Annotated in this window: 17 protein-coding genes; 5 read left to right on the forward strand and 12 right to left on the reverse strand. The window is 42.9% G+C overall.

Annotated features, from left to right (window positions below):
* Window positions 1-2: 2 nt before the first annotated feature.
* A complete protein-coding gene (locus tag ABIN22_RS17315) occupies window positions 3-2477 on the reverse strand; it encodes a glycogen/starch/alpha-glucan phosphorylase (RefSeq protein WP_118622832.1) in 2475 nt (824 codons plus the stop codon).
* Window positions 2478-2482: 5 nt separating this feature from the next.
* Window positions 2483-5638, reverse strand: coding sequence for an isoleucine--tRNA ligase (ileS, locus tag ABIN22_RS17320; RefSeq protein WP_118622830.1), 3156 nt, complete (start codon window positions 5636-5638; stop codon window positions 2483-2485).
* Window positions 5639-6155: 517 nt separating this feature from the next.
* Here ileS and ABIN22_RS17325 point away from each other — a divergent pair.
* A complete protein-coding gene (locus ABIN22_RS17325; protein ID WP_109733300.1) occupies window positions 6156-7346 on the forward strand; it encodes an AfsR/SARP family transcriptional regulator in 1191 nt (396 codons plus the stop codon).
* A gap of 86 nt (window positions 7347-7432) precedes the next feature.
* Here the strand turns inward: ABIN22_RS17325 and ABIN22_RS17330 are convergent, their stop codons facing one another.
* Together ABIN22_RS17330 and ABIN22_RS17335 are read right to left on the reverse strand one after the other, a co-directional pair.
* Window positions 7433-8854: a D-alanyl-D-alanine carboxypeptidase family protein gene (locus ABIN22_RS17330; protein ID WP_109733299.1), complete on the reverse strand. Its 1422-nt coding sequence runs from the start codon at window positions 8852-8854 to the stop codon at window positions 7433-7435.
* Window positions 8855-8931: 77 nt separating this feature from the next.
* Entirely contained in the window at window positions 8932-11820 is a 2889-nt protein-coding gene (locus tag ABIN22_RS17335; protein ID WP_346910184.1) for a response regulator, read from the reverse strand.
* 249 nt (window positions 11821-12069) lie between these two features.
* Between ABIN22_RS17335 and ABIN22_RS17340 the strand changes: the two genes are divergently transcribed.
* Entirely contained in the window at window positions 12070-12852 is a 783-nt protein-coding gene (locus tag ABIN22_RS17340; RefSeq protein ID WP_346910186.1) for an inositol monophosphatase family protein, read from the forward strand.
* Between the two features lie 25 nt (window positions 12853-12877).
* Here the strand turns inward: ABIN22_RS17340 and ABIN22_RS17345 are convergent, their stop codons facing one another.
* The 8 genes from ABIN22_RS17345 to ABIN22_RS17380 all read right to left on the reverse strand — a co-directional run bounded on the left by ABIN22_RS17345 (window position 12878) and on the right by ABIN22_RS17380 (window position 21957).
* Window positions 12878-13675: a response regulator transcription factor gene (locus ABIN22_RS17345; protein ID WP_346910188.1), complete on the reverse strand. Its 798-nt coding sequence runs from the start codon at window positions 13673-13675 to the stop codon at window positions 12878-12880.
* 25 nt (window positions 13676-13700) lie between these two features.
* Window positions 13701-15431, reverse strand: coding sequence for a cache domain-containing sensor histidine kinase (locus ABIN22_RS17350; protein ID WP_346910190.1), 1731 nt, complete (start codon window positions 15429-15431; stop codon window positions 13701-13703).
* Between the two features lie 122 nt (window positions 15432-15553).
* Entirely contained in the window at window positions 15554-17191 is a 1638-nt protein-coding gene (locus ABIN22_RS17355; RefSeq protein ID WP_346910192.1) for an ABC transporter permease, read from the reverse strand.
* Window positions 17192-17262: 71 nt separating this feature from the next.
* Entirely contained in the window at window positions 17263-18339 is a 1077-nt protein-coding gene (locus ABIN22_RS17360; RefSeq protein WP_346910194.1) for an ABC transporter ATP-binding protein, read from the reverse strand.
* Window positions 18340-18415: 76 nt separating this feature from the next.
* Window positions 18416-19474 carry an ABC transporter substrate-binding protein gene (locus ABIN22_RS17365; protein WP_346910196.1) on the reverse strand — a complete coding sequence of 353 codons (1059 nt, stop codon included), beginning with the start codon at window positions 19472-19474 and terminating at the stop codon, window positions 18416-18418.
* 412 nt (window positions 19475-19886) lie between these two features.
* Entirely contained in the window at window positions 19887-20363 is a 477-nt protein-coding gene (locus tag ABIN22_RS17370; protein WP_109733293.1) for a GNAT family N-acetyltransferase, read from the reverse strand.
* Between the two features lie 137 nt (window positions 20364-20500).
* Window positions 20501-20995, reverse strand: a complete 495-nt coding sequence (locus ABIN22_RS17375) for a hypothetical protein (RefSeq protein ID WP_346910198.1) — start codon at window positions 20993-20995, stop codon at window positions 20501-20503.
* Between the two features lie 47 nt (window positions 20996-21042).
* Entirely contained in the window at window positions 21043-21957 is a 915-nt protein-coding gene (locus ABIN22_RS17380; protein ID WP_109733291.1) for a helix-turn-helix domain-containing protein, read from the reverse strand.
* A gap of 306 nt (window positions 21958-22263) precedes the next feature.
* On the opposite strand from ABIN22_RS17380, the gene ABIN22_RS17385 reads away from it, so the two are divergent.
* From ABIN22_RS17385 to ABIN22_RS17395, 3 genes are read left to right on the forward strand one after another with little or no spacing between them, the layout of a single operon-like run.
* Window positions 22264-23415 carry a Gfo/Idh/MocA family protein gene (locus tag ABIN22_RS17385; RefSeq protein WP_346910201.1) on the forward strand — a complete coding sequence of 384 codons (1152 nt, stop codon included), beginning with the start codon at window positions 22264-22266 and terminating at the stop codon, window positions 23413-23415.
* A 36-nt stretch (window positions 23416-23451) separates the two neighbouring features.
* Window positions 23452-23916 carry a VOC family protein gene (locus ABIN22_RS17390; protein ID WP_346910203.1) on the forward strand — a complete coding sequence of 155 codons (465 nt, stop codon included), beginning with the start codon at window positions 23452-23454 and terminating at the stop codon, window positions 23914-23916.
* Window positions 23917-23958: 42 nt separating this feature from the next.
* Entirely contained in the window at window positions 23959-24777 is an 819-nt protein-coding gene (locus ABIN22_RS17395) for a sugar phosphate isomerase/epimerase family protein (protein ID WP_346910205.1), read from the forward strand.
* The last annotated feature ends 45 nt before the right edge of the window (window positions 24778-24822 follow it).

The raw sequence follows: 24822 nt of genomic DNA on the forward strand, positions 1-24822 counted from the left end.
TCCTATTCCGGCTGTCCTGATGGTACATACACCTTTTCCAGTTTCCAGATGTCCTGCACGTACTCCTCGATTGTTCTGTCTGATGTAAACTTGCCGCTGCACGCGGTATTAAGCATTGCCATTCTGGACCATCTCTGCTCATCACGGTATGCTGCCTCCACCCTCTTCTGGGCCTCCGCATAAGAACGGAAATCCTTCAGGATGAAATACATATCAGCCTTGTTTGTGCTCTGTGTATTCAGAAGTGAGTTGTACAGGTTCTTGTACATCTCATGGTTGCCGTTAGCATAAGTACCGTCCATCAGCTGGTCAACAACACGCTTTAATTCCCAGTCATTGAAGTAAATGTCGATCGGATTGTAGCCGCCGTTGTTCTCATAATTAATAACTTCTTCTGAACTCAGGCCGAAGATAAATGCATTCTCTTCCCCTACTTCTTCCACGATCTCAACATTCGCACCATCCATAGTTCCCAGAGTCGGCGCACCGTTTAACATAAACTTCATGTTACCTGTACCAGATGCCTCTTTTGATGCAGTGGATATCTGTTCGCTGACATCAGCGGCTGCAAATAACAGCTCTGCATTGGATACACGGTAGTCTTCGATAAATACGACCTTGATCTTTCCATTGATGCTTCTGTCGTTGTTCACAACGTCTGCCACGGAGTTGATCAGCTTGATCGTCTCTTTCGCTCTTAAATACCCTGCCGCAGCCTTTGCACCAAAGATAAATGTTCTCGGATAGAAGGACATCTCCGGATGCTCCTTGATCTGGTTATACAGATACATGATATGGAGGATATTCAAAAGCTGGCGTTTGTACTCGTGGAGGCGTTTAACCTGCACATCGAAAATTGACCTCGGATCTACGTCAATGCCGTTGTGCTCCTTGATATACTTTGCCAGACGTTCCTTATTCTTGTACTTGATCTGCATAAATTCTTTTCTGAATCTCTCATCGTTTACATACGGCTTCAGGTTGGAGATCTTGGAGAGGTCTGTGATCCATCCGTCCCCGATCAGCCCTGTGATCCAGTCTGCAAGCAGCGGATTGCCGTGGAGGAGGAAACGTCTTTGCGTAATACCGTTTGTCTTATTATTAAACTTCTCCGGCATCATCTCATAGAAATCCTTCAGCTCCTGATGCTTCAGAATCTCCGTATGGAGCTGTGCAACACCATTTACAGAAAAGCCTGCAATGATAGCCATATGTGCCATACGCACCTGATTATCTCTTAAGATTGCCATCTTTCTGACTTTTTCTTCATTGCCCGGATACTGTCTGCGGACCTGCTCGATAAAACGGCGGTCGATTTCCTGTACGATCTGGTAAATACGAGGGAGAAGCTTAGAGAACAGGTCGATCGGCCATTTCTCCAGTGCCTCTGACATGATCGTATGGTTCGTATATGCACAAGTCTTTGTTGTTACATCCCATGCCTCTTCCCAGTCCAGTCCTTCCACGTCGATCAAAAGGCGCATCAGCTCAGGAACTGCAACAGTCGGGTGGGTATCATTCATCTGGATTTTTACTTTTTCATACAGCTTCTTAATATCATCATGATCCTTTTTATACTTCTCGATCATTGCCTGAAGGCTGGCTGAAATGAAGAAATACTGCTGTTTCAGCCGCAGTTCTTTTCCTGCATAATGATTATCGTTTGGATAGAGTACGTCAACAATCATCTTCGCCAGGTTCTCCTGTTCCACGGCCTTGTGGTAATCCCCTCTGTCAAAGGATTCCAGAGAGAAGTTCGTAATCGCCTGTGCATCCCAGATACGCAGTGTGTTTACAACATGGTTGCCATATCCGACGATCGGCATATCATAAGGGATCGCCATAACAGATTCATAATTTTCCTGAATGAACTTATCCTTTCCGGTTACCGGGTCTTTCTCAAAACGAATCGTACCGCCGAAACGGATTTCCTTTGCATACTCTTCCCTGCGCAGTTCAAACGGATTTCCTTCCATTAACCAGTCATCCGGAGTCTCGACCTGATATCCGTTCTCGATCTTCTGCTTGAACATTCCGTAACGGTAGCGGATCCCGCATCCGTAAGCCGGATAGTTCAGCGTCGCCAGAGAATCCAGGAAACATGCAGCCAGACGTCCCAGACCGCCGTTTCCAAGAGCCGCATCCGGCTCCTGGTCCTCAATCGCGTTCAGGTCAATGTTCATCTCTTCCAACGCTTCTTTTACTTCCTTGTAGGCGGTCATATTAATCAGGTTGTTGCCAAGAGCACGGCCCATCAGGAACTCCATTGACATATAATATACCGTCTTGGCATCCTGCTTCCTGTACTCTGCCTGAGTCGCCAGCCAGTCATCAATAATGATGTCCTTAACCGCATAGGATACAGCCTGGAAAATCTGCTGGGGAGTCGCCTCCTCAATCTTCTTGCGGTATAATGTCTTCACATTATCTTTTACAGTTTCCTTAAACGTTTCTTTTGCAAATCTTTTACTATACATAAAATTTACATCCCTTCTTTCTCAACACCCATTGTAACAGCCTCGCCGTTAATCTTCCATTCTTTCACATATCCTGACGGCTGCGCTTTTACAACTTCATTTGCCAGAACCTCACTACCAATCTCCCTGCCATATTTGGCAAAAACATTCTCCGCTTTTTCACTTCCTTCATAGGTAACCTTAATCTTATCCATTACCTCGAAATCTGCTTCTTTTCTCATCGTCTGGACCTTGCTGATGATTTCTCTTACAAAGCCTTCTTCAAGCAATTCATCTGTCAGGTTCGTATCAAGTACAACCGTGATTCCATTATCATTTTCAGAAACATATCCCTCGATCTGCGCGGTATCGATCAGCAGATCTTCTTTGAACAGCGTGATCTCCTGTCCGTTCACGTCCAGTTTCAAAGCACCTGTCTCATTGATCTCATCCATGGCTGCATTACCATCCAGATTGTCCAGGGCATTTTTGATTCCACCTAACATCTTACCATATTTTGGCCCAACTGTCTTTAACTGTGGTTTAAAACTATATGAAGTAAAGTCTCTTACATCTTCTGTAAACTTCACACTCTTCACATTCAGCTCATCTGCAACGATCTCCTGATAGAACTCAGGCAGCACATATCCTGCTTTCACGAACATCTGCCCGATCGGCTGACGGTTCTTGATATTGGCAGTATTACGGCAGGCACGGCCCATAACCACAAGCTTCAGTACGTTTGCCATATTTGCCTCGAGTTCAGTATCGATCCACTCTTCACTTACAGCAGGGAAGTCACACAGGTGAATACTCTCCGGTGCCCCGCTGTCAATGCTGCGGACAAGATTCTGGTAAATTTCCTCTGTCATAAACGGAATCATCGGCGCAGCCACTTTGCAAACTGTCACCAATGCAGTATATAAAGTCATATAGGCATTGATCTTATCCTGCTCCATTCCCTTTGCCCAGAAACGTTCACGGCTTCTTCTGACATACCAGTTGCTCATGTCATCCACAAAATCCTGAAGTGCCCTTGCGCTCTCCGGAATCCTGTAATTTGCAAGATTATCATCAACCGTCTTAATCAGTGTATTCAGTTTGGACAGCAGCCATTTATCCATTACAGAAAGTTTCTCGTAATCCAGGCTGTATTTTGTCGCATCGAACTCATCAATGTTCGCATACAGAACAAAGAACGCATAGGTGTTCCACAGGGTACCCATGAACTTCCTCTGTCCTTCTGTTACTGCCTTGCCGTGGAAACGGTTCGGAAGCCACGGAGCACTGTTTACATAGAAATACCAGCGGATTGCGTCTGCTCCGAACTGATTCAGAGCATCAAACGGGTCGACTGCATTTCCTTTTGATTTGCTCATCTTCTGCCCGTTCTCATCCTGAACATGGCCGAGAACGATAACATTTTTATAAGGTGCCTTGTTAAACAGCAGGGTCGAAATGGCCAGAAGGGAATAGAACCATCCTCTTGTCTGGTCCACAGCCTCTGAAATAAAATCTGCCGGGAACTGCTGTTCAAAAAGTTCTTTATTTTCAAATGGATAGTGATGCTGTGCAAACGGCATGGACCCACTGTCAAACCAGCAATCAATAACTTCTGGCACACGGTGCATCTCTTTTCCGCAGACCGGGCACTTTACAGTTACATCGTCGATATACGGGCGGTGCAGCTCGATATCATCCGGGCAGTTGTCTGACATGGACTTCAGTTCCTCAATGCTTCCGATTGAATGCTGGTGTCCACACTCACACTCCCAGATATTCAGCGGCGTTCCCCAGTAACGGTTACGGCTGATTCCCCAGTCCTGGACATTTTCCAGCCAGTCGCCGAAACGTCCCTTCCCGATGCTCTCAGGAATCCAGTTGATTGTATTGTTATTCGCAATCAAGTCCTCTTTTACATCTGTCATCTTGATAAACCAGGATTCTCTCGCATAATAAATCAGCGGAGTATCGCATCTCCAGCAGTGAGGATAACTGTGTTCGAATTTTGGCGCATCAAACAGAAGGTTTCTCTCCTCGAGGTTTTTGAGTACCAAAGGATCTGCCTTTTTCACAAACACGCCGGCAAACGGTGTGGTTTCAGCCATGTTGCCCTTCTCATCAACGAGCTGTACAAAAGGCAGCCCATATTTTCTTCCTACATTGGCATCGTCTTCACCAAATGCAGGGGCGATGTGTACGACTCCCGTACCGTCTGTCAGTGTAACGTAGGTATCACATGTTACATAAAATGCTTTCTTATTCTGCTTTGCCGCGCTGTCGGCCGCACACTGGAACAACGGCTCATATTCCTTGTATTCCAGATCGGTTCCCTTGTATCTCTCAAGAATCTCATAAGCCGGCTCATCCTCTGATGCAAGCTTTCCGAGCACCTTGTCCAGAAGCGCCTCAGCCATATAATAAACAAAACCGTCGCGCGCCTTTACTTTCACATAATCCTCAACCGGGTTCACACAGAGTGCCAGATTGGAAGGCAGTGTCCACGGTGTTGTGGTCCATGCAAGGATATAGGCATCTTCGTCTTTTACCTTAAATCTTGCGATGGCAGAGCGTTCCTTTACATCCTTGTACCCCTGCGCCACTTCCTGTGCAGAAAGCGGGGTTCCGCATCGCGGGCAGTAAGGCACAATCTTAAAGCCTTTGTAGAGCAGCCCTTTGTCCCAGATCTGCTTCAAAGCCCACCACTCAGACTCGATAAAGTTATTGTCATAAGTGACATACGGGTGTTCCATATCGGCCCAGAATCCAACTGTGCCGGAGAAATCCTCCCACATCCCTTTGTATTTCCATACACTTTCCTTACATTTATCAATGAATGGCTCCAGACCGTATTCTTCGATCTGGTCCTTTCCGTCCAGCCCGAGCAGCTTCTCAACTTCAAGCTCAACCGGAAGTCCGTGTGTGTCCCAACCGGCCTTGCGGGGTACCATATATCCCTTCATTGTACGGTATCTCGGAATCATATCCTTGATGACACGTGTCAGGACATGCCCGATATGCGGCTTTCCGTTTGCTGTCGGAGGACCGTCATAGAAGGTATATTTCGGAGCTCCCTCCCTCTCATCCATACTCTTTTGAAAAATATCATTTTCTTCCCAGAACTTTTCAACTTCTTTTTCACGCTCCACAAAGTTCATGTCCGTGGTAACTTTCTTGTACATAACTCTTCTTCCTTTCTAATTGTGTTTTTTTGGTAAAAGAAAAGCTTCCGCCCTGTAATAGGACGGAAGCTGAAGCTTACGTTAACCACCTGTTACAACATACTCAGATCTAAAAGCCATAGTAGGCTTCTTTAAATCCTGCATATGCGTTCCAATAACGGAGGAACACCGTCAGCCCCTACTTCTCAGCGTTTCAAGGTCTGCAACTCGGAAGTGATGTTCAGAAATATCTTACAGGTACCGGACTCCCACCATCTCCGGCTCGCTGGGACTTTCGGATATGACCTACTGTCTTCGTCATCGTTTTTTCCATTTAAGTCTGCACAGAATTTATTATAAAAAGAAACTCTTAAATAGTCAAGGGATTCACCGGAATTTAAAAATTTCGGCAAAATTCCATTCTTTGGTATATTGGTGGAATCTATTTGTAGAAAGTTTGCACTATAAGTGATATAATAATTATTAAATCCTACTATAACAATGTTATAAATTCGAAAAAAACAAGGAGAATAGACAAATGAGACGAAAACCAGACCTTCATATCCACTTTTTTAATGAGTTTTCTATTTCCAGTCCGTTTTATGAATATGCGCCAAGTGAGCACAACAGTACCCAGCTTACTCTTCTGATCTCTTATCTGGTTGCCAATCAGGATACAAAAGTGCCAAAGGATGTTTTGATGTCAATGCTATGGCCTGATGTCAAAGACAAGATCCCTGTAGGTGCTCTCCGCAACCTTGTATACAGGGCGAGGAAAGAACTCGAGAGGCTTTATCCGGAACAGGATATCGACTATATCAAGTTTACCCAGGATGCCTATTACTGGAACCCGGACCTGTACTGCAAGATTGATATTACCGATTTTGAAAATTATTATAACCTGGCCCGGCAGGAACCGGACTCCGAAAGGCAGTACCGGTATTATTACCGTATGCAGCGCCTGTATACCGGAGATTTTCTGTCTAACCATGCCTCTGTTGAATGGGTCCAGTACCGTGCAACATATTATCGCAACATGTATGTTAACTGTACCCTGAATATGTGTGAATATCTGTACGCCAAGTCCAGATATGACGAACTGATTTCACTATGCGACCAGTCCATCATCCTCTATCCGGAAGAAGAGCGTTTCTACCGCTATAAGCTGCTTGCATATATGGGAATGAATACAGTTAAGACTGCGCTGGAATATTACCAGTCCACAGTGGATTTCTTCTCCTCAAAATATGGCCTCGATATCAGCACTTCGCTGCGTGATATCTATCAGGACATCCTGCTCCGCATGCCAAATATAGAGCTGAAGATGGATGAACTGGAGACCACGCTCGGTGTGGAGAAGGATACGGACAAGACCTTCTACTGTAACTTTGACATTTTTAAGAATATTTACCAGCTCAATCTGAGATCTGTGAGACGTTCACAGGGAAAATATTATCTGCTCTTGTTTTCTCTGCTTCCCAAGAACGATACACTGCCGGATTCAGTTAAGATGAAGAGGATTATGAATCTGCTTTACGATCTGCTTGCCAACGGACTGAGAAAGAATGATGTCTTTACTCGTGCATCACTGAACCAGTATTCCGTGCTGCTCAATGTCTCTGAGGATATCAATATCAACACCGTAACAGACCGGATTATTAAAGCATTCGAGGAAATCAATCCTGATCCTGACATTTATCTAAATATCGAGGAAAAACCAATTGAATAAATGTGGTTATTAAAAAACGAAAGCCCTTCCCCTGTATCCGAATAACTTAGATACAGGGGGAGGGCCGTCTCTCATTTTATGGTCTTTTATTTTTTCCTGCGTTTTCTTTTCCGCTTTGCTTCCAGTATCGCGATGATAATGATGACAACGAAAACAACTGCGGCTGAAACAGCGATGACAAGCTTCAGATTCCGGCTGTCCTTTTCCGCATTCTCCTGTTCCTTTGCCTTGTCCCTGTCTGCCTGCGCCGACTGGTCCGGCGTACTGCCTTCATTCTCAATCTTCTTGCTGTCGCTCTGGGCAGCACTTCCTCCTGAGAGCTTCTGGTACCCTTCTTCTGTAAGGGTCACGGCGGCGCTGCCTACGTTATCACCTTTATACGTGTATATGATTTTTCCAGAACGGATTCCCTGCTTTGTAAGGACGATTTCTTTATCCAGATCTGTGTACGCAACATCTTCAGGCAGAACCACGTATGCATCCTTATCATCAAAAGAGGATATCTCTTCCGCATCTTCGGCCCCGGCTACAGGAACCTTGTGGAAATTCTGGAAAACATAGTCGAACATTGCCCTTGTGTCTGTATAGGCATCCACTCCGTAGTCATAGAGAACAACTGCAGCCAGACGCATATCTCCGTTGTCAGCCATGGTGACCAGCGTCGTTTTAGCCTGATCCGTATATCCTGTTTTACCACCCTTACAGTACTCATAGTAATAATAGTTTTCCGGCCAGAGCATTTTGTGGTTCTGTTGGAATACCCTCTCTTCCTTCGTCAGGTTTGTGGCGCCTATTTTATACTCCAGCGTTCCCATAATTTTCTTAAACTCATCCTGCTGATACACGGCAGATGCGATCAGGGCCATATCATGGGCCGATGTATAATGGTTATCATCATGAAGCCCGTTTGGATTCACCCAGTGTGAATTTGTGCATCCCAGTTCTTCTGCCCTCGTATTCATCTTCTGGATAAAAGTCTCATAATCGCCGCCCAGCCGGTCGGCTCCCACACTCTCCGCGACTGCGTGGGAAACCTCGTTTGCAGAGGCCAGCAGGACGCCATGAAGTGCATCTTCCAGACTGATTTCTTCGCCCGCCTTCATCCCGATCTGTGCATCATCCCACTGCAGAAAGGAAATGCTGTCCTCTGTAAATCTTACCTTATCCGTCAGTTCCGCATTCTCCAAAGCAACAAGCGTTGTCATCAGCTTGGTAATACTGGCGGGATAATGCTGTTTATCGGCCTGCTTTGCATACAGGACAGCACCGCTTTCCATGTCCATGACAACCGCTGAATCCGCATAAACCTGCGGACCGGACGGCCAGTTCTCCAATGCATTCGTATCGATCTCCCTGGCATAGGAATCCGTCTTCTCTTTTTCTTCTGCCGCGGCAAGTTCTTCTTCTGTCTTTTCCTGATTATCCGCATCCTCAGCCCATACCTGAACCGGCGCTGATGCCAGCAGGACAGACACCATAAGACTAAATAAAATACATTTTAACTTCATTGTTACCTCCCGCCATCTGTCAGATATCCTCTAACCGGCATTCTTACCGGCAGAGGATACCTATTCAAATCTTTTTATTACAAATATAGCTTAAGCTCATCTAACATAACCTGAATATCCAGCGGTTTTGCCAGATATCCATTCACGCCTGCCTCATATGCCATCCTCTTATCTTCCTCAAATGCATTTGCAGTCATCGCAAGAATCGGGATTGTTTTGGCATCCTCCCTTGGTTCCTTTCGTATCTGCCTCGTCGCCTCTAAGCCATCCATGACAGGCATACGGATATCCATGAGTACGGCAAAATAGAATCCTTTCCCGGACTCTCTGAACCGCTCTACCGCCTCAGCGCCATTTTCTGCCGTGTCCACCTCGATATGGTTAATTTCCAGCAGAGATTTTGCAATCTCCCGGTTCAGTATATTATCTTCAACAAGAAGTACCCTCTGTCCGGAAAAACAATCTGGTTTTATGGAATCCAGAGCCTTGATTTTTTCATGATTTTTATCAATCTCTGCCAGTGCCCTTTCGATATTGGACTTAAACAGCGGTTTCGAAATAAAATAATCTGCACCGGCAGCCACTGCCTCTTCTTCTATTGTACTCCAGTCATACGCAGATATGATGATTATCGTTGTATCTCTGCCAACGATCTGCCGTATTCTCCTGGTTGTCTCAATCCCGTTCATATCCGGCATCTTCCAGTCGATCATGGCAATCTCAAACGGTTTTCCTGCATCAGCAGACTCCTGTACATATGACACAGCTTCCATTCCTGATGCAGCCCAGACCGGATCTCCGCCGATCTCTGACAGAATAAGTACTGCCTGCTCACCTACAATCTGGTCATCATCTACAATCAGGACCCTTGTTCCCTGCATCAGGTCACTGCTGTCTGCATCAAAATCTTCCTCCTGCAGTTCCTTTGCAATGCCCAGAGGAATCGTGACAGTAAATTCCGTTCCCTTGTTCTTTTCACTTTTGACTTCAATATGGCCATTCATCAGTTGTACCATGTTGTAAACAATAGAGAGTCCCAGACCGCTTCCCACATTATTCCTCGCCGCCTCCTTGGACTCCTGCTCAAACGGCTCGTAGATGCGCTTCATGAATTCTTCTGACATCCCCACTCCGGTATCACGAACCACAAAACACATATATGCGGATTCCCGTGTTCTCTTCTTTTCATATACTTCCAGCTGGATTGTTCCGCCGCATCCGGTAAACTTCAATGCATTAGACAATAAATTCATAAGAATCTGCTTAATTCTAAGAGCGTCACCTAAATAATATTTCAAGATTGGCTCCTTATGATACATCTCAAACGTAATTCCTTTATCTACCGCCTGAGGATAAATTATGGAAATTAAATTTTCAAAAAATCCGGCAAACTCAAACTTCTCTTTTACGATTTCTATCTTCCCATTTTCTATCTTTGACATATCCAGAATATCATTGATCAGAGAGAGCAGGTATCTGGATGAGTCGTCAATCTTCTTAAAACAATCCATGACACGGACCGGATCATTGATCTTCAGCTGACCAATCGTACACATTCCGATGATTGCATTCATTGGCGTCCTGATGTCATGGCTCATTCTGGAAAGGAAATCCGACTTTGCATGATTGGCGGCCATGGCTGAAGACAGCGCATCACGCAGCAGCTGCTCCTGTCTAAGCTTTTCCGAACGCTGGTCATCAAGCACTTTCACGAGCTGGATTGCCAGTATATCCGTGCTGAACGGGTTGACAACAAAGATAACATGAAGGGACAGCCAGTGCTCCTTCCCATCATATCCCATCATCTGAAGTTCTATGTAATTCTCCTTTTTTCCTTCCGCATATCTCCTGAGCAGGTTTTCCCTGGAAAATTCATGTCTGTATTCATCTCTGAATGCCGGATTCACCAATTCAACCGAGTGAACCATTAATTCATCATAATTACCGCTGTTGTCATCAATGACTCCTTTCTGTTCCTCGATAAAACAGTTAAATTTACCCTGTGTCAGGTTCAGGCTCATAATCAGCGGGTAGGCAGTACAAGTTGCCGCCCTCAGAAAATGATTCTCAATCATCCTCTCTCTTTCCTGTGCCATCACCAGCGTAGTCATTTCTGTAATATCCGTAAATATGGCCTGTATAACCTCAATTCCGTCTACATTGACAATACGGTGCATAATCACGCTGATCCAGACACTGGTCCCGTCTGTTTTCCGGCTCTGGCGCGTATAGTTGACAGCTGGTCCGCCGGTCTTGAGACCTTCAATCATACTAATGATATTATCCTTATCATTTTTCAGGACAAGCTGGACAGGAGACTGTATCTTTGATCTGTAATCCTCTTCCGACTCAAACCCATAAAATTCCCACACCATTCTGTTCAGACTCAGGATCTCGTACGGCTGTTCCGTCGTAAACTGCAGAATCCCACAGGGAACAGTATCATAAAGCTGTTGGAGGAATCTCGCCTGCCTGTCAGCTTCCGCCTCCTTTAGCACGAGCATATCCTGAAGTTTCTCATAGCTCTCTTTTGCCGACTCGATCGGAAACAGTTCGTCATCCTGTATTGCAGAGAAGTCTATTGAGTTATGAATATGTACAGACTCAAAACTATCTCCCTTTCTCCTGAATATGAAGGTTACACGCTGGTGGACATTCATAACCATTTTCGTTTCCGGTTTTGCCTCGATCCAGCTGTCTCCCTCACAGAGGTACAGGCCTTCTCCCAGCTCCAAGGTGACATACCTCTCCTCACTCATATTACACGGGATAAGGTCTTCCTTTTCTCTTCTGAATGCAGACGCAACGGCTTCTCTCCCTTCGGCTCTCTGCTTTTCCCCGCCGCCCATCCATACAATCTCCGGTGCAAAAGTAGAAATCAGGAAATCTACCTCTGAATCGCAAAAATAACTTCTCAATATCTTACTGGCAAATTCCTCTACCTCGCTTTTTAACACTGCATCCATTATTACAAATTCTCCTTACTTACAATAGTTCCAACCTGTTACTTCTCCGGTCACTACAAATTAAGTCTATTTTTTATTATACTATTATTTGGAAAAAAAGACACTACAAATCTTTTTTGCAGTGTCCTTCTCAAAATATATCTTTGTTTTACGGTTTCAGCATACTAAAAAACGCTTCTCTCACCTTGTCTTATGTTGACTGCAATTTTATACTACTCATATAAAACATATACATGGAGGAAAACCATCATGACCGATTTATTATCATCTATCCTGTCTGTTGTCCGCTCGGCCGGGGAGCTTATCAGGGATATTGAGCCTGTTACAGAGCTAACGCATAAGGAGGGACCCGCTAATTTCGTTACAAAGTATGATTCTATGGTTCAGTCTTACTTAATCCAAAATCTGTCCTTACTCCTTCCAGATGCATCATTTCTGGGTGAAGAAGACGGACTTTCTGAAGAGAAGGTAGGTGATGGCTATACCTTTATTCTGGACCCCATTGATGGCACTACTAATTTTATCTGCAGCTTTATGTTAAGCGGGATCTCAGTCGGACTTACTTATAAGCATGAAATGCTAATAGGTGTCGTTTTTAACCCCTTTCGTAATGAAATGTTCTATTCTCAGAAAAATATGGGCAGCTATCTAAACGGCCGCAGGCTTATGATGAAGGAAGGACTGTTAAATACGGGTGTCGTAAACTTTGGTACAGCGCCTTATAACCCGGAGCTCCGTGATTTTGCCTTTGATGCTGCTAAAATAATTTCCTATCACACAATGGACTTAAGAGAAATCGGCAGTGCTGCCTTAGGGCTCTGTTACACTGCCTGCGGACGCTGTGCTGCCTATGCCTCTCCCCGTTTATGTGTGTGGGATTATGCTGCCGCATCTCTGATCATTCAAGAAGCTAACGGAATACTGACAAGCTTTGACGGAACTGCCCTGTCATACCGCTCCGGCATTTCTGTGATTGCCTCCAATCCTCAGGGGCACGCTGAATTCCTTAATTTAATTGAACCCCTCTTATAATAACCGACCTTCTCATAGGTGCAGATTATATTGGGACCTTTGGCTTTAGGATATGAAGTATGTTATCTTCTGATAATTGATACCCGTTTCTATACTCTGTAGGCTTTACCCCGACAATCTTCTGGAATACTTTACTGAAATATTTTGCATCGGTATAACCTATCGTATAAGCAATTTCGTACACTTTCAGTTCTGTTTCCTCCAGAAGGCTGATCGCTGCCCTCACCCTGTATAATGTAAGAAAATCCAAAAAAGTATAGGACGTCTTATTCTTGAACAGCTTTCCCAGATAACTTTCACTGATACACAATTCATCGGCAACTATTCTTAGTGTCAGTTCCTCCATATACTTTTCTTTCATAATCTCCATTGCTTTTTCCAGATATTTATCACACAGAGCATTCTTAACTGCTTCATTTTTCTGCACACTGCCCGCTGTTAATTTATGTGAAACGCGGGTTCGTTCTGTGATACGAAGTAACATTTCCTCCAGTTCCCTGTCATCAATCGGCTTCAGCAGGTAACCGCTTGCCCCGTAACGTATAGCCTGTTTTGCATAGACAAAATCATCGTATCCGGATAATATAATAAATTGGCATTCTACCTGTTCCTGTAATTCTGCCATCATTTCCAGACCACTCTTTTTGGGCATGCGTATATCCGTAATTACAATATCCGGTTTTTTGTCCAGAATCAGGCGGATGCCGGCCTCACCGTCCGCAGCCGTCCCTACCAATTTGCAGCCATACTGTTCCCACTTTACCGTGCGTTTCAACCCTTCACGGGTGAGTTTTTCATCTTCCACAATTACTACTGTCGCCAACACATTCTCCCCCTTTTTCCTCATCTCATTTTTTTACATCCTCAGTTTGTTTACAAAGAACAAGAATTACTTTCGTTCCCACTCCTTTTTCACTCTCCACACTAATTCCGCATCCTTCATTTCCATATAGCTTGGCCCTCCTGTCTACATTGTTAAGCCCGATGTGATGTGTATTATCCTGCTTAAAACAGAGTATGTCGCACAGCTTACCCTGTTCGATACCCGTTCCGTTGTCTTCTACTGTGAAAACAATATAATTCTCTTTTTCCTTCCCTGAAATCTTAATTATACAATCTTCACTTTTCTGCCCAAATCCATGCACAATCGCATTTTCCACGATTGGCTGTAAGATAAGCTTTGGAATTGTCTGTTCCATAATATCCTCTTCTATGTTTACATATAACTGAAGTTCATCACCATAATGCTTTTTCTGTATTTCAATAAAGGATGAAACGATCCCCAGTTCATAAGAAACTTTTACAAAATCATCCTTTGTATTCATTATGCGCCGCAGCAGCCTTCCAAGGTTCACTACAATATTTGATATTTCCTCCATCCGCCCCAATTTGGCATTCCACTTAATCAAATCCAGTGTGTTATATAAAAAATGTGGATTCATCTGTAGATTCAGGGACCTTGTCTCTGCAATCCATAAACTATGCTTTTCTTCATCAATATTTACCATGAGTTCTTCGATTTTATCCGTCATAAGATTAAAGGCTTCCCCTAATTGACCAATTTCATCAGTACGGGTTACTTCAACCCTTGCAGACAGATCCCCCGACTCAACCTTAGACATCGAATGTTTTAATTCCTGAATTGGATGGGCGATTGATTTTGCTACTGCTGTAGAAACAAGAAGGCCCAGAAAAATGATAATACAAATAGCAGGGAAAAGTGTCTTCAAAAGCGCGTTGCTGATCATCTGCATTGCACTTGAGGGGATTTCCGCCAGAACATATAACTCTGATTTTTTATGGTAGGAATAGGAATATGACTCCCATACCTTGGTTTTATCCTGGTTTTCATCCAGTTCAGCCCGGCTGCCATAGTCCTGAATTTTTCCCAACCCTTCAAATCCAGCTCCTTTGGTATGGTAAATAATAGAACCACTCTTATTTACAATCATGACATTTGTATTATACAGGCTTGTATACTCGGCTATTACAGACTGTAAAGCACTTCTTGATATCTCTACGAGAATGTAACCACCTATTGTGTCTTTCCTGCTGTGGAATGCCTTGGCAAGGAAGATCCTGTCCGCCTCATGCAGAACTGCATCTTTGGCAACTGCATACATTGCAATCTGGTCCGTGGTATTTGCCTTTCGAAATACACCCCAGTTCTGATGCCGGGATATTTTTTTATTCACATTTTCTGCCCGCGTAGAAATACAGCGGTCATTTTCCATATCTATAATACTTATTTCCGCCTTCACAGGGTAACTGTTCTTGACAAAATACAGTTCTTTAATCAACTGTTTCTCACTGTCACTATTACTCATTCCGCTCATAAAATCACATACATCCTGATCTGTTTCCAATTGGTTTATTACCCTGCTGTAATCTTCTTTGAGTGATTCTATTGCACGCTGGATATTTTCAACCGCCTGCTGTCCCTGATCTTCTATATTGCTGCTGTAAATCTCATAAAAAGTAATGCTTATGATTCCTCCGATAATGATAACTAATGTCAGGCTGACAACAAAAAATGTCAGAAATATTCTCCTGAAGTAACTTGTCCTAATACTCAGCACAGTCCTCTCCCCTCACTTTTTTACCATTCTACCATATAAACAAAACAAAACGAAAGTAATATAAAGAATGAAGCAGCTTTTCCATAAAAAGCCACTTCATTTTAATTACTGCCGCCAGCTGTTTATACCACACTTTTCCCACCGGATATTTTATTAAAGGCCAGCAGGCATAAAATGGTCGTCAATGTTAATATGGTAGACAACGCCGCAGCCTGTCCATATGCATCATTATTTACGCAATTGAAAATGGCCACAGATATTGTAATTGTCCTGCCCGTATATAAGATCAGCGTTGCGCTCAATGTATTGATAACACTGACAAGGCTCAGTACCGCTCCTGAGATCAAGCCGGGCATCATGAGATGTACCGTAGTCTTAAAGAACGTTTTCATGGGGGGTACACCAAGGCTGATGGATGCCTCTTCCACGGAATTATCAATCTGGTACAGAATCCCTACACTTGAACGCATCGTATAGGGCAGTTTTCTAATGACAAATGAAATGATAATAATCCACATCGTTCCTGTCAGCATCATTGGTTTCTGGTTGAATGCCACTGTCAGACAGATGCCGAGGACTGCCCCGGGAATGACATACGGAAACATTAAAAGCATATCGATTAGATTCGAACCGAAACTTTTTCTGCGTACGATCAGGTATGCACCGACCAGGCTCAATAATACAATAATTATCAGTGCGATGAATGCCATAATAAACGTATTTGTGATAGCACCTCCCAGTTTATTTGCCACTGCCCGGTAACTGTCCTGACTAAGGCCTTTTACAAACATAGGGCCCTTTGTCTTCAGGAAAGACTGCAGCATGACCGTAATTTGAGGCAGAACGGACAGAAAGGAGACGGTAAAAACCAGAATTGTCGCCGCCAGTTTTTTCCCTCTGGTCAATTCCACCTTTGCCGGAGGACGCAGGCTGGTCATATTATAACTGCGCTTATCTACTACTTGTTTCTGAATAAATAATACGGCCAAGGCGATCAGGACAATTACCACACTCAGGGCACTGGCAAATCCCGTATCCGTTCCCACCTCATTCAAAAATTCCTTGTAAATGATAACGGGGAGTGTCGTATAGCCTTCCCCTATGAGCCTCGGCGTACCAAAGTCTGCCAGTGCCGTCATAAATACCATCAATGCAGAAGAAAGGATCGTCGGCATAATCACAGGGAATGTTACCTTCATCACCCGCTGGATACCGGAGATTCCAAGACTTTCACTTGCTTCTTCCAGAGAGGAATCAATACTGCTTAAAGCTCCCGAGACATAAAGATATACCATGGGGTATAACTTTAAGGTAAATACCAGAACAATCCCTTTAAAACCGTAGATTTCCCCCAGCTGTATCCCTAATCCCGCTAAAATTTTGGTTACAAAGCCGGCACGCCCCAGCAGGGTAATCCAGGCATATGCGCCAATAAACGGAGGGGAAAGCATGGACAATACAATCATGACATAAATTACTTTTTTCAGATGCAGATTGAATCTGGTGCCGATGTAAGCCAGTGGCACACCTAATGCTGTTGCGAGCAGGGTTACAACACTGCTTATGAGGAGGCTGTGCCCAAGTGCCGTCTGATAATACTTCTTTTGAAAGAATTTAATATAGTTAGAAAATGTGAAAACATTTGTATCAGGGTCCTGAAAACTTTGTACAATTAATTTAAAAAATGGATAGACAATGAATATCAGGCATAAAATAATAATCAGCAGCCCCATAATCACCCAGAAATCAATCTTGTCCATATGTAATTTTTCATATATTTTTTTCTTCTTAGCCTGTACTCTCATTCTTATTTCCTTTCAGCCATAGAATTTTAATATTTCATTATGGACTTCTCTGTTGCTGCATCGAACACATTCAGTCTGCTTTCAAGTAACCCCAGACTTATTTTATCTCCCGTCTGCCGGATATTGTTCAGCCTGTCCGTGTATTCATTGATTTCTATAAAAGTACCGTCCTGAAGCTCAATTTCATAACTCATATAATCACCCAGAAATGTAGCTAAAGTTATCGTACCCGTTAGTTCGCCGGCTTTTTCATCCTCTAAAGCAGCGTATTCTGGCCTTACTGCAACCTTTACCTTCCCCTGAAAGTCCGGATCGATGTTTAACTTTATTCGTTTGCATCCGAGGATTTCCACTTCTCCCTTTTCCGCTTCTCCATCCAGAAAACAGGATGTTCCTATAAAATTAGCGACAAACATATTCACAGGTTTTGTGTAGATTTCTTTTGGCTTTCCAAGCTGCTCGACCTTACCGTCATGGATGACTGCTATCCTGTCAGAGATTGATAAAGCCTCTTCCTGATCATGTGTTACATAAATCGTAGTAATATTCAGCTGTCTTTGAATCTTCTTAATTCCTGTGCGCATGGTAACACGAAGTTTTGCATCCAGATTACATAAGGGTTCATCCATTAATAGTACATCTGGGTGAATGACAATTGCCCGGGCCAGAGCCACCCTTTGCTGCTGGCCTCCTGAGAGCTGGCTTGGCATACGGTCCTTCAGATTGTCAATCTGCATCATTTTCATAGCTTCCATCGCTCTGTTTGTCAGTTCTTCCCCTTTTACTTTTCTCGCTTTCAGGCCATATGCCACATTCTCCATAACTGTCATATGCGGGAAAATCGCATAATTCTGGAATACCATCCCTATATTTCTCTTATCCGCGGGTATGTGGTTGATTTCCTTTTCACTGAAATAAATATGGCCTTCATCTATTTTGTTAAATCCCGCAATCATGCGGAGAAGAGTCGTTTTTCCACAGCCTGACGGACCAAGCAGCGTGAAAAATTCTCCCTCTTTAATGTCCAGGCTGATATGGTCACAAGCCTTAAAATCTCCATAAATCTTTGTCGCATCTATTATTTTTACGCTCTGACTTGCCATGTATTTACCCTTTCCTGCCGTTATTATTCAGAAAGCGCCATAAGGCGCTTTCTAATCACATCTGCTACTTTTTTCTCTACTCAGTTACAAAATCAGTCCATTTCTCATTGAACTCATCCACATGCGAAGATGTCCAGTCTAAATCCATATCCACGAACTTAATCTCATCCCATGCCTTCATCGTATCCGGATCTGACACATCCGTCCTGACAGAGCGGCGGTTCAAATCTCCAAGCTGTGCCTGAACCTCTTTGCTAGAGAGATAGTCTATAAACTTCTGGGCATTGACCTGATTCTGGCAGTCTTTCACAACAGCGCAGCCGGATGGGCTTGAAGAGGTTCCTTCTTCGGGATACACAATCCCTATTGTTGCCCCTGACTCTATATAGCGCAGTGCTGCCTCCTCATAAGTCAGTCCTACCATATATTCCCCGTCAGCTACACCCTTGTACACCCCTGAAGAAGAATCAATCACTTTGCCATCCAGATTCTTTACCAGTTTTTCAATAAAGTCATATCCTTTACCATCCTCTGTCCCATATGCAAGCATAATAGCCATGGCGCATGCAAATGAAGAAGATGACGATGTGGGATCTGCACAGGCAATCTGCCCTTTGTATTTTTCTTCCAGTAAGTCGGACCATTTTGTAGGTGCGTCCGCTTCATCCACCAACTCTGTGTTATAAACCATTACCATAGGTCCCATATCAAAGCCTGTATAGTACCCATTCGGGTCAAGAGCCTCTTCCTTAAGGTCTGCCTCCGTAGATGGCGTATACTTCTGCAGCAAATCCTGATTTGCCCTATAAGTATCAATTACGCCTCCCCAGACAACATCAGCCTGTGGATTACCTGCTTCCGCCTTGATTCGTGCAAATAATGAAGATGTCCCGTCCTGTACAAGATTTACTGTAATCCCTGTCTGGTCTTCAAACTCCTGAATGATTGGATCTGCCCAGTCTGTAGAGTTGGAGTAATATAGTGTTAACTCCCCGGTTTCTTTTGCAGTGTCTGTGCTCTTGTCCGTTTCAGCCTTGCTTTCTGCCCCGTTTTTTTTATCCGCTCCGCTGCAGCCCGCTAATGTAGACACTGCCATAGTTCCTGCTAAAAATAATGCTACAAGTCTTTTTTTCATAACCTTCCCTCTCACTTTCATAATTTTGCTTCCAACGAGCAACTCACATATACAGGCAGTATTTTATTAAAATTTACCGGATCCGACTTCTTCCTGTTTGTGATTTTGTTTGTTTTCTGTCTTTATTTTATGTTTTTTTTGTGCACATTTCAATGTGATGAACACGTAAAAAGGGTGTACAATAACGTACACCCTCGGGGGATTTCTTTTTTTATTCTCTCCTGTTAACTGATAATTTATCTGCTCCTATTATGACATTTAACCGTACTATAAGACAGGAAAAATATACCAATTAATAGAATGACGCCATCTACCCTGACAATCCAGTCCGCCAGAGGCGCAAGGAATATATTTACCACCATAATGACTAACGCAATAATTAATACGATAATACTCACTAACTGCACTTTTTTCATAGCTTAACGCCTCCCTTTAATTCCATTTCATTATTTATTCTTACAAAACCATATTTTTCATACAATGATCTTCCCATATCCGTTGCTTCCAGAGAAATGGCAGTAATCCCTTTATTTTTAGCGTCTCTGACAAGCATATCCAGTGTTCTGTACGCAATTCCCTTTCTCCTGTACTCGGGTTTCGTGTACATGTTCATTATGTAAGCTTTGTTTCCACTTGGATTATGGTAAGTCGGCATTACCTGAAAATAACTGATACCACCAGCACCTGCAAAGTTGCCTTCATCAAAAATCAAATATGCTGTATGTGTTCCATCAGAAAGTGCTTTTTTATAATAATTATAGGACTGCTTTTCCACTTCACTCATATCAGTATCATCAGACAGTTTATTCGCTGCCCTTAATACTTCTGTTCTTGTTTTTGTTAAGATATCTATATCCTTAATTGATGCTCTTTTATATGTTAAATTCATTATTACTCTCCGGCAAATTTTCAGTACATTCCCCTCAGTATCAGCTGTTTTCAAGACTGTGAAATGCATGTACCCTATGAAAAGAATCCTTCATCCATACATATCACTACCTATGCTACAGGTACAAAATATCTCCTCTACTTCTCTCCTTTTTCTACAATCGGAACATATAAATCTTCAATCGAAATCCCCTTCTCCATCATCCACCCCGGAGAAACTATGTGAAACATCGGATATCTTTCCTCCCTGCCCTCTCCATTAACATATAAATCAAACTTATCACTTTTCTGAACCCAGTTGTTTATTTCCTGCCTTGTACTAAGCCAGTCTTCTGCACCATCCAGATCAGCATTCAGGCATGAGGCAGCCGCATAAAGGCCGGATGGCAGATCAACAATTTCATAATCAGTTATTTGCTGTAAATCTGCATTTGGAGGTAACGCATAAAACCATTCCCTCACATTCATTCTTTCGTTGTACCACATAAAATCTCTTGGGAACAATTCCCCTTTCAGGGATGCATGATATTCACTGAACCATTTGATAAACTTCTCGAATTTTTCTTTTGAAGAAAGCGGCCCGGAAAAAACCGCCTTGATTTTCGGTATCTCAATAATTCTAACAGACTGCATACTATAAACCTCACTTTCAATTTTTATTTTTTATTAATAATATATCCTCAGGAAACGGGGTCACCCTCTTCTTCTAAACCGACCGGTGATTTCACATCTACGCTGTTATTGATCAATGTTTTTCTAAATTCACTGGGGGAAATTCCCTTTATCTTTTTAAAGGCACGGTTAAATGAAGAAATACTTGAAAATCCCGAGTCGTAAGCAATATCAATCATGTGTGCTTTTGGATTCGAAATCAATGATTCCGCCATTTTGATACGCTCAGTCGTAAGAAAATCTATAAATGTCATATTCGTATATGTTTTGAACAGGTGCGAAAAATGGTATTTGCTAAACCCGATGTAACGGGAAATATCATCCAGAGTAAGGGATTTCGTACAGTTCTGTGATATATAAAGGCAGGCTTCCGCCATGAGTTTGAGAGACTTGTATTCCTCGTTAGTATCACTGGCAAACTCTTCTTTCTTATCATTAATACAGTATTGTCCAAACTTTACAAAAAACTCCAGCAGAAGTGAGTATATCCGGACTTCATTAAACAGAGCGTCGGAATAATATAGTTCGGGCAGTTCTTTTATTAAAAAAATCATTCTGTCAACATCGATATTCGAAGGGTCATATTTTATGCAATGATATTGGGAAAATACAGAAAAATTACTGTTAAATTCGCTCATAATCATCAGTAAATCGAGTGGAAACTGCACAAGAATAAATGCCTTCTCATCCACATGAATCAAAGAATGAAGGTCGCCCGGGTAGATGATAACCAGGTCATTAATCTTAAGCGTGTACTTGGTAAAATTAATTGTTACTTCATTATTATCATAGCAGCTTACAAGTATTTCGACAAAAGGATGCCAATGCATTGTATCAGAAAAAGTTGTATCGATTTTCTTTGATACAATAATTTTCTTCTTCTCTTCAAAATTCAACTCCTCAAAATAACTATTTGTCTGCATAATCGAACCATCCTTTACTGGTTATATAGATGAGTCTAGGTATATGGTTAGTTTATCATTTAGGATTGCAAATAGCAATATTTGATAAGTTTTAAAGAACAATATGCATACAAAATTAACAAAAATACGTAAAAACACATGATTTTTATGGACACAATATCAAGTCTGCTATAGGAACATAACAAAATATGCACATATGGTACACAAGTTTTTAAAAGAAATTTGTGAAAAAGTTAGATACTATATAAATAGAAAAACACATTGCAAAATGGTTTGTAGAAAATTCAGCAGAAAAGGAGAATGACTTTGAGAATATTTAAAATAGGCATCCTTGGTTCCGGAGTGATTAGCAGAACATACCTTGCCGATATAAAAGCATTTTATAAAAAGCTGGATGTCATTGCCTGTGCAGATATTAATATAGAACTTGCGCAGAAACTGGCATCGGAGTTTGATATAAAAAAGGCATACACCCCGGAAGAATTGTTAAACGATGATGAGGTTGAGATTATCATAAATCTAACGCCGCCGCAGTTCCACGTTGAACTGGGCAGACAGATCATAATGGCCGGAAAGCACCTTTTCAGTGAAAAACCATTTGCCCCCAGTCTGAAGGAAGCAAAGGAAGTTCTGGATCTGGCAAAGGCAAAGGGTGTCAAGGTCGGATGCGCACCGGATACTTTTCTTTCATCCGGGCTTCAGAGTCTGAGATATTACCTGGATGCGGGCCTGATCGGAAAGCCATTCTTTTTAACGGCAAACATGACAACCTTCGGTGTGGAAACATGGCATCCGAACCCAGTACCTTTTTATAAAAAGAACAGCGGCCCCCTGTTTGATATGGCGCCGTATTATCTCTCTGCAATCGTCTCACTGCTCGGTCCTATAGAAAGCATTGCCGCTTTTGATGCGAAAGCCGGCAGGACAAGGCACATCTATGTTGGGCCGCATGCGGGAACAGAGATCGAGACAGAGGTTCCAACCCATTATTCTTCTATATTAAGATTAAAGAGCGGCGTCGTTGTGAACCTCAACGTAAGCTTTGATATTTACGGTTCAAACCTTCCCATGTTTGAAATTTACGGAGACGGCGGCACACTCACCTATCCGGACCCGAACTACGGCAGCGGCACTCCAAGAGTATACCGGAAGGAACAGTATACGGATACGGTTTACCAAAAAACCGGGGAAGCTCTCACCAGAAAAGAAAAGTTCTATGAGCTTCCAGAGTTATATCCCAGAGTAAAAGATTATTCCAGGGGCATAGGGGTGCTCGACCTTGCTGATGCGATAGAGACAAACTCAGAAAACAGGGCAAATGGAATCTTAATTATGCATATTACCGAAGCAATAGAGGGAATAATGATTTCTTCTGAAATGGGTGAGTTTTACAAAATGAAAACTACCTGTGAAAGGCCAGAGCCTTTAAAACCAGGTGGATTTATAGATGAAATTTAATATTTAATTGGGTAAAACCCAGGAAGGAGACAGAACATGTCAGGAGTAATAGGAACAAAATTAGTAGCACAGGTAGGATTCATTGTAAAGGATGTCGAGGAGACAAAGAAGAAGTGGGCCGAATTTTTAGGTGTGAATGTCCCGGAGACACAGCCAATCGGAGATTATGAAGTTACAGGAACACAGTTTCAGGGTGAGCCTGCACCGAATGCCTATTGCTGGATGGCCTTCTTTGATGTTGGACCGGGACTGCAGCTTGAATTAATCCAGCCGAACGAGGAGCCTTCCACATGGAGAAACTACCTCGATGAAAAGGGTGAAGGAATCCACCACGTTGCATTTCAGGTAGAGGATTCAAAAACTGCCGTCGTTAATATGGAAGCAGCCGGCATGACACTGGTTCAAAGAGGTGTTTATGGTGATGGCAGCGGAGAATATAATTATTTCGATGCTCCGGACCTGAAATGTATAGTTGAACTTCTCGAAAGTTATAATAAGTAATAACAGATACACGAACCGGAATAGAAAGGCGTGATATAAAACATGAGACTTGGGACATCTTCACCATTAGAGCACAGCAGCCCGAAGGACTGGGCTGTGAAGCATAAAACATTAGGTCTTGGATCTGTCAACTTTCCACTCTCTTACAAAGACGACGATGCACTTATCGATGCATATGTGAAAGAATCAGAAAAAAATGATCTTATGATAGCAGAAGTTGGAGTCTGGCGCAATACACTGGATTTAGATAAAGACGCACGCAAAGAGGCTATAGAGTATACAATTGGCCAGTTGGAACTTGCGGACAGGATCGGCGCCCGCTGCTGTGTGAATATTATAGGGGCAAGAGGCCCCCGCTGGGATGGCGCCTATAAAGAGAATTTTTCGAAAGAAACATGGAAACTCGGCGTAAAGACAATTCAGGAGATTATAGATGCAGTTAATCCCACCAATACATATTTTACCATTGAGTCAATGCCATGGATGTTCCCAACCGGACCCGATGAATATATACAGCTGCTTGAATCTGTAGACAGAGACCGGTTTGCCGTTCACATGGATATTTTTAACTGGATCACGACACCGAGAAGATATTTTCTGAATGAAGAATTCATAAACGAGTGCTTTGAAAAGCTGGGCGAACATATCCGAAGCTGCCACCTGAAAGATGTCAGGATGGAGGAAAACTATACCCTGTTTTTCAGAGAAACGAATGTCGGTAACGGGGGGATAAACATCAGATACTTAATTGAAAAAGCATTATCCTTTGATGATAACATGCCGTTTATCATTGAGCATCTTAATACAGATGAAGAATATTTAAACAGTGTTTTGAAAGTAAAGACTCTAATGGCGCTTTGAGCGTTTATGGTATAGAGTAGGTATTAAACAAGTAAAAGGAGGAAA

The organism is Faecalicatena orotica, from assembly GCF_905197545.1.
Classification (GTDB): domain Bacteria; phylum Bacillota; class Clostridia; order Lachnospirales; family Lachnospiraceae; genus Faecalicatena_A; species Faecalicatena_A orotica.

Coding starts and splice junctions, on each gene's coding strand:
- ABIN22_RS17315 (WP_118622832.1), bottom strand. CDS start 2,477: ATGTATAGTAAAAGATTTGCAAAAGAAACGTTTAAGGAAACTGTAAAA.
- ileS (WP_118622830.1), bottom strand. CDS start 5,638: ATGTACAAGAAAGTTACCACGGACATGAACTTTGTGGAGCGTGAAAAA.
- ABIN22_RS17325 (WP_109733300.1), top strand. CDS start 6,156: ATGAGACGAAAACCAGACCTTCATATCCACTTTTTTAATGAGTTTTCT.
- ABIN22_RS17330 (WP_109733299.1), bottom strand. CDS start 8,854: ATGAAGTTAAAATGTATTTTATTTAGTCTTATGGTGTCTGTCCTGCTG.
- ABIN22_RS17335 (WP_346910184.1), bottom strand. CDS start 11,820: ATGGATGCAGTGTTAAAAAGCGAGGTAGAGGAATTTGCCAGTAAGATA.
- ABIN22_RS17340 (WP_346910186.1), top strand. CDS start 12,070: ATGACCGATTTATTATCATCTATCCTGTCTGTTGTCCGCTCGGCCGGG.
- ABIN22_RS17355 (WP_346910192.1), bottom strand. CDS start 17,191: ATGGACAAGATTGATTTCTGGGTGATTATGGGGCTGCTGATTATTATT.
- ABIN22_RS17360 (WP_346910194.1), bottom strand. CDS start 18,339: ATGGCAAGTCAGAGCGTAAAAATAATAGATGCGACAAAGATTTATGGA.
- ABIN22_RS17365 (WP_346910196.1), bottom strand. CDS start 19,474: ATGAAAAAAAGACTTGTAGCATTATTTTTAGCAGGAACTATGGCAGTG.
- ABIN22_RS17370 (WP_109733293.1), bottom strand. CDS start 20,363: ATGAATTTAACATATAAAAGAGCATCAATTAAGGATATAGATATCTTA.
- ABIN22_RS17375 (WP_346910198.1), bottom strand. CDS start 20,995: ATGCAGTCTGTTAGAATTATTGAGATACCGAAAATCAAGGCGGTTTTT.
- ABIN22_RS17380 (WP_109733291.1), bottom strand. CDS start 21,957: ATGCAGACAAATAGTTATTTTGAGGAGTTGAATTTTGAAGAGAAGAAG.
- ABIN22_RS17390 (WP_346910203.1), top strand. CDS start 23,452: ATGTCAGGAGTAATAGGAACAAAATTAGTAGCACAGGTAGGATTCATT.
- ABIN22_RS17395 (WP_346910205.1), top strand. CDS start 23,959: ATGAGACTTGGGACATCTTCACCATTAGAGCACAGCAGCCCGAAGGAC.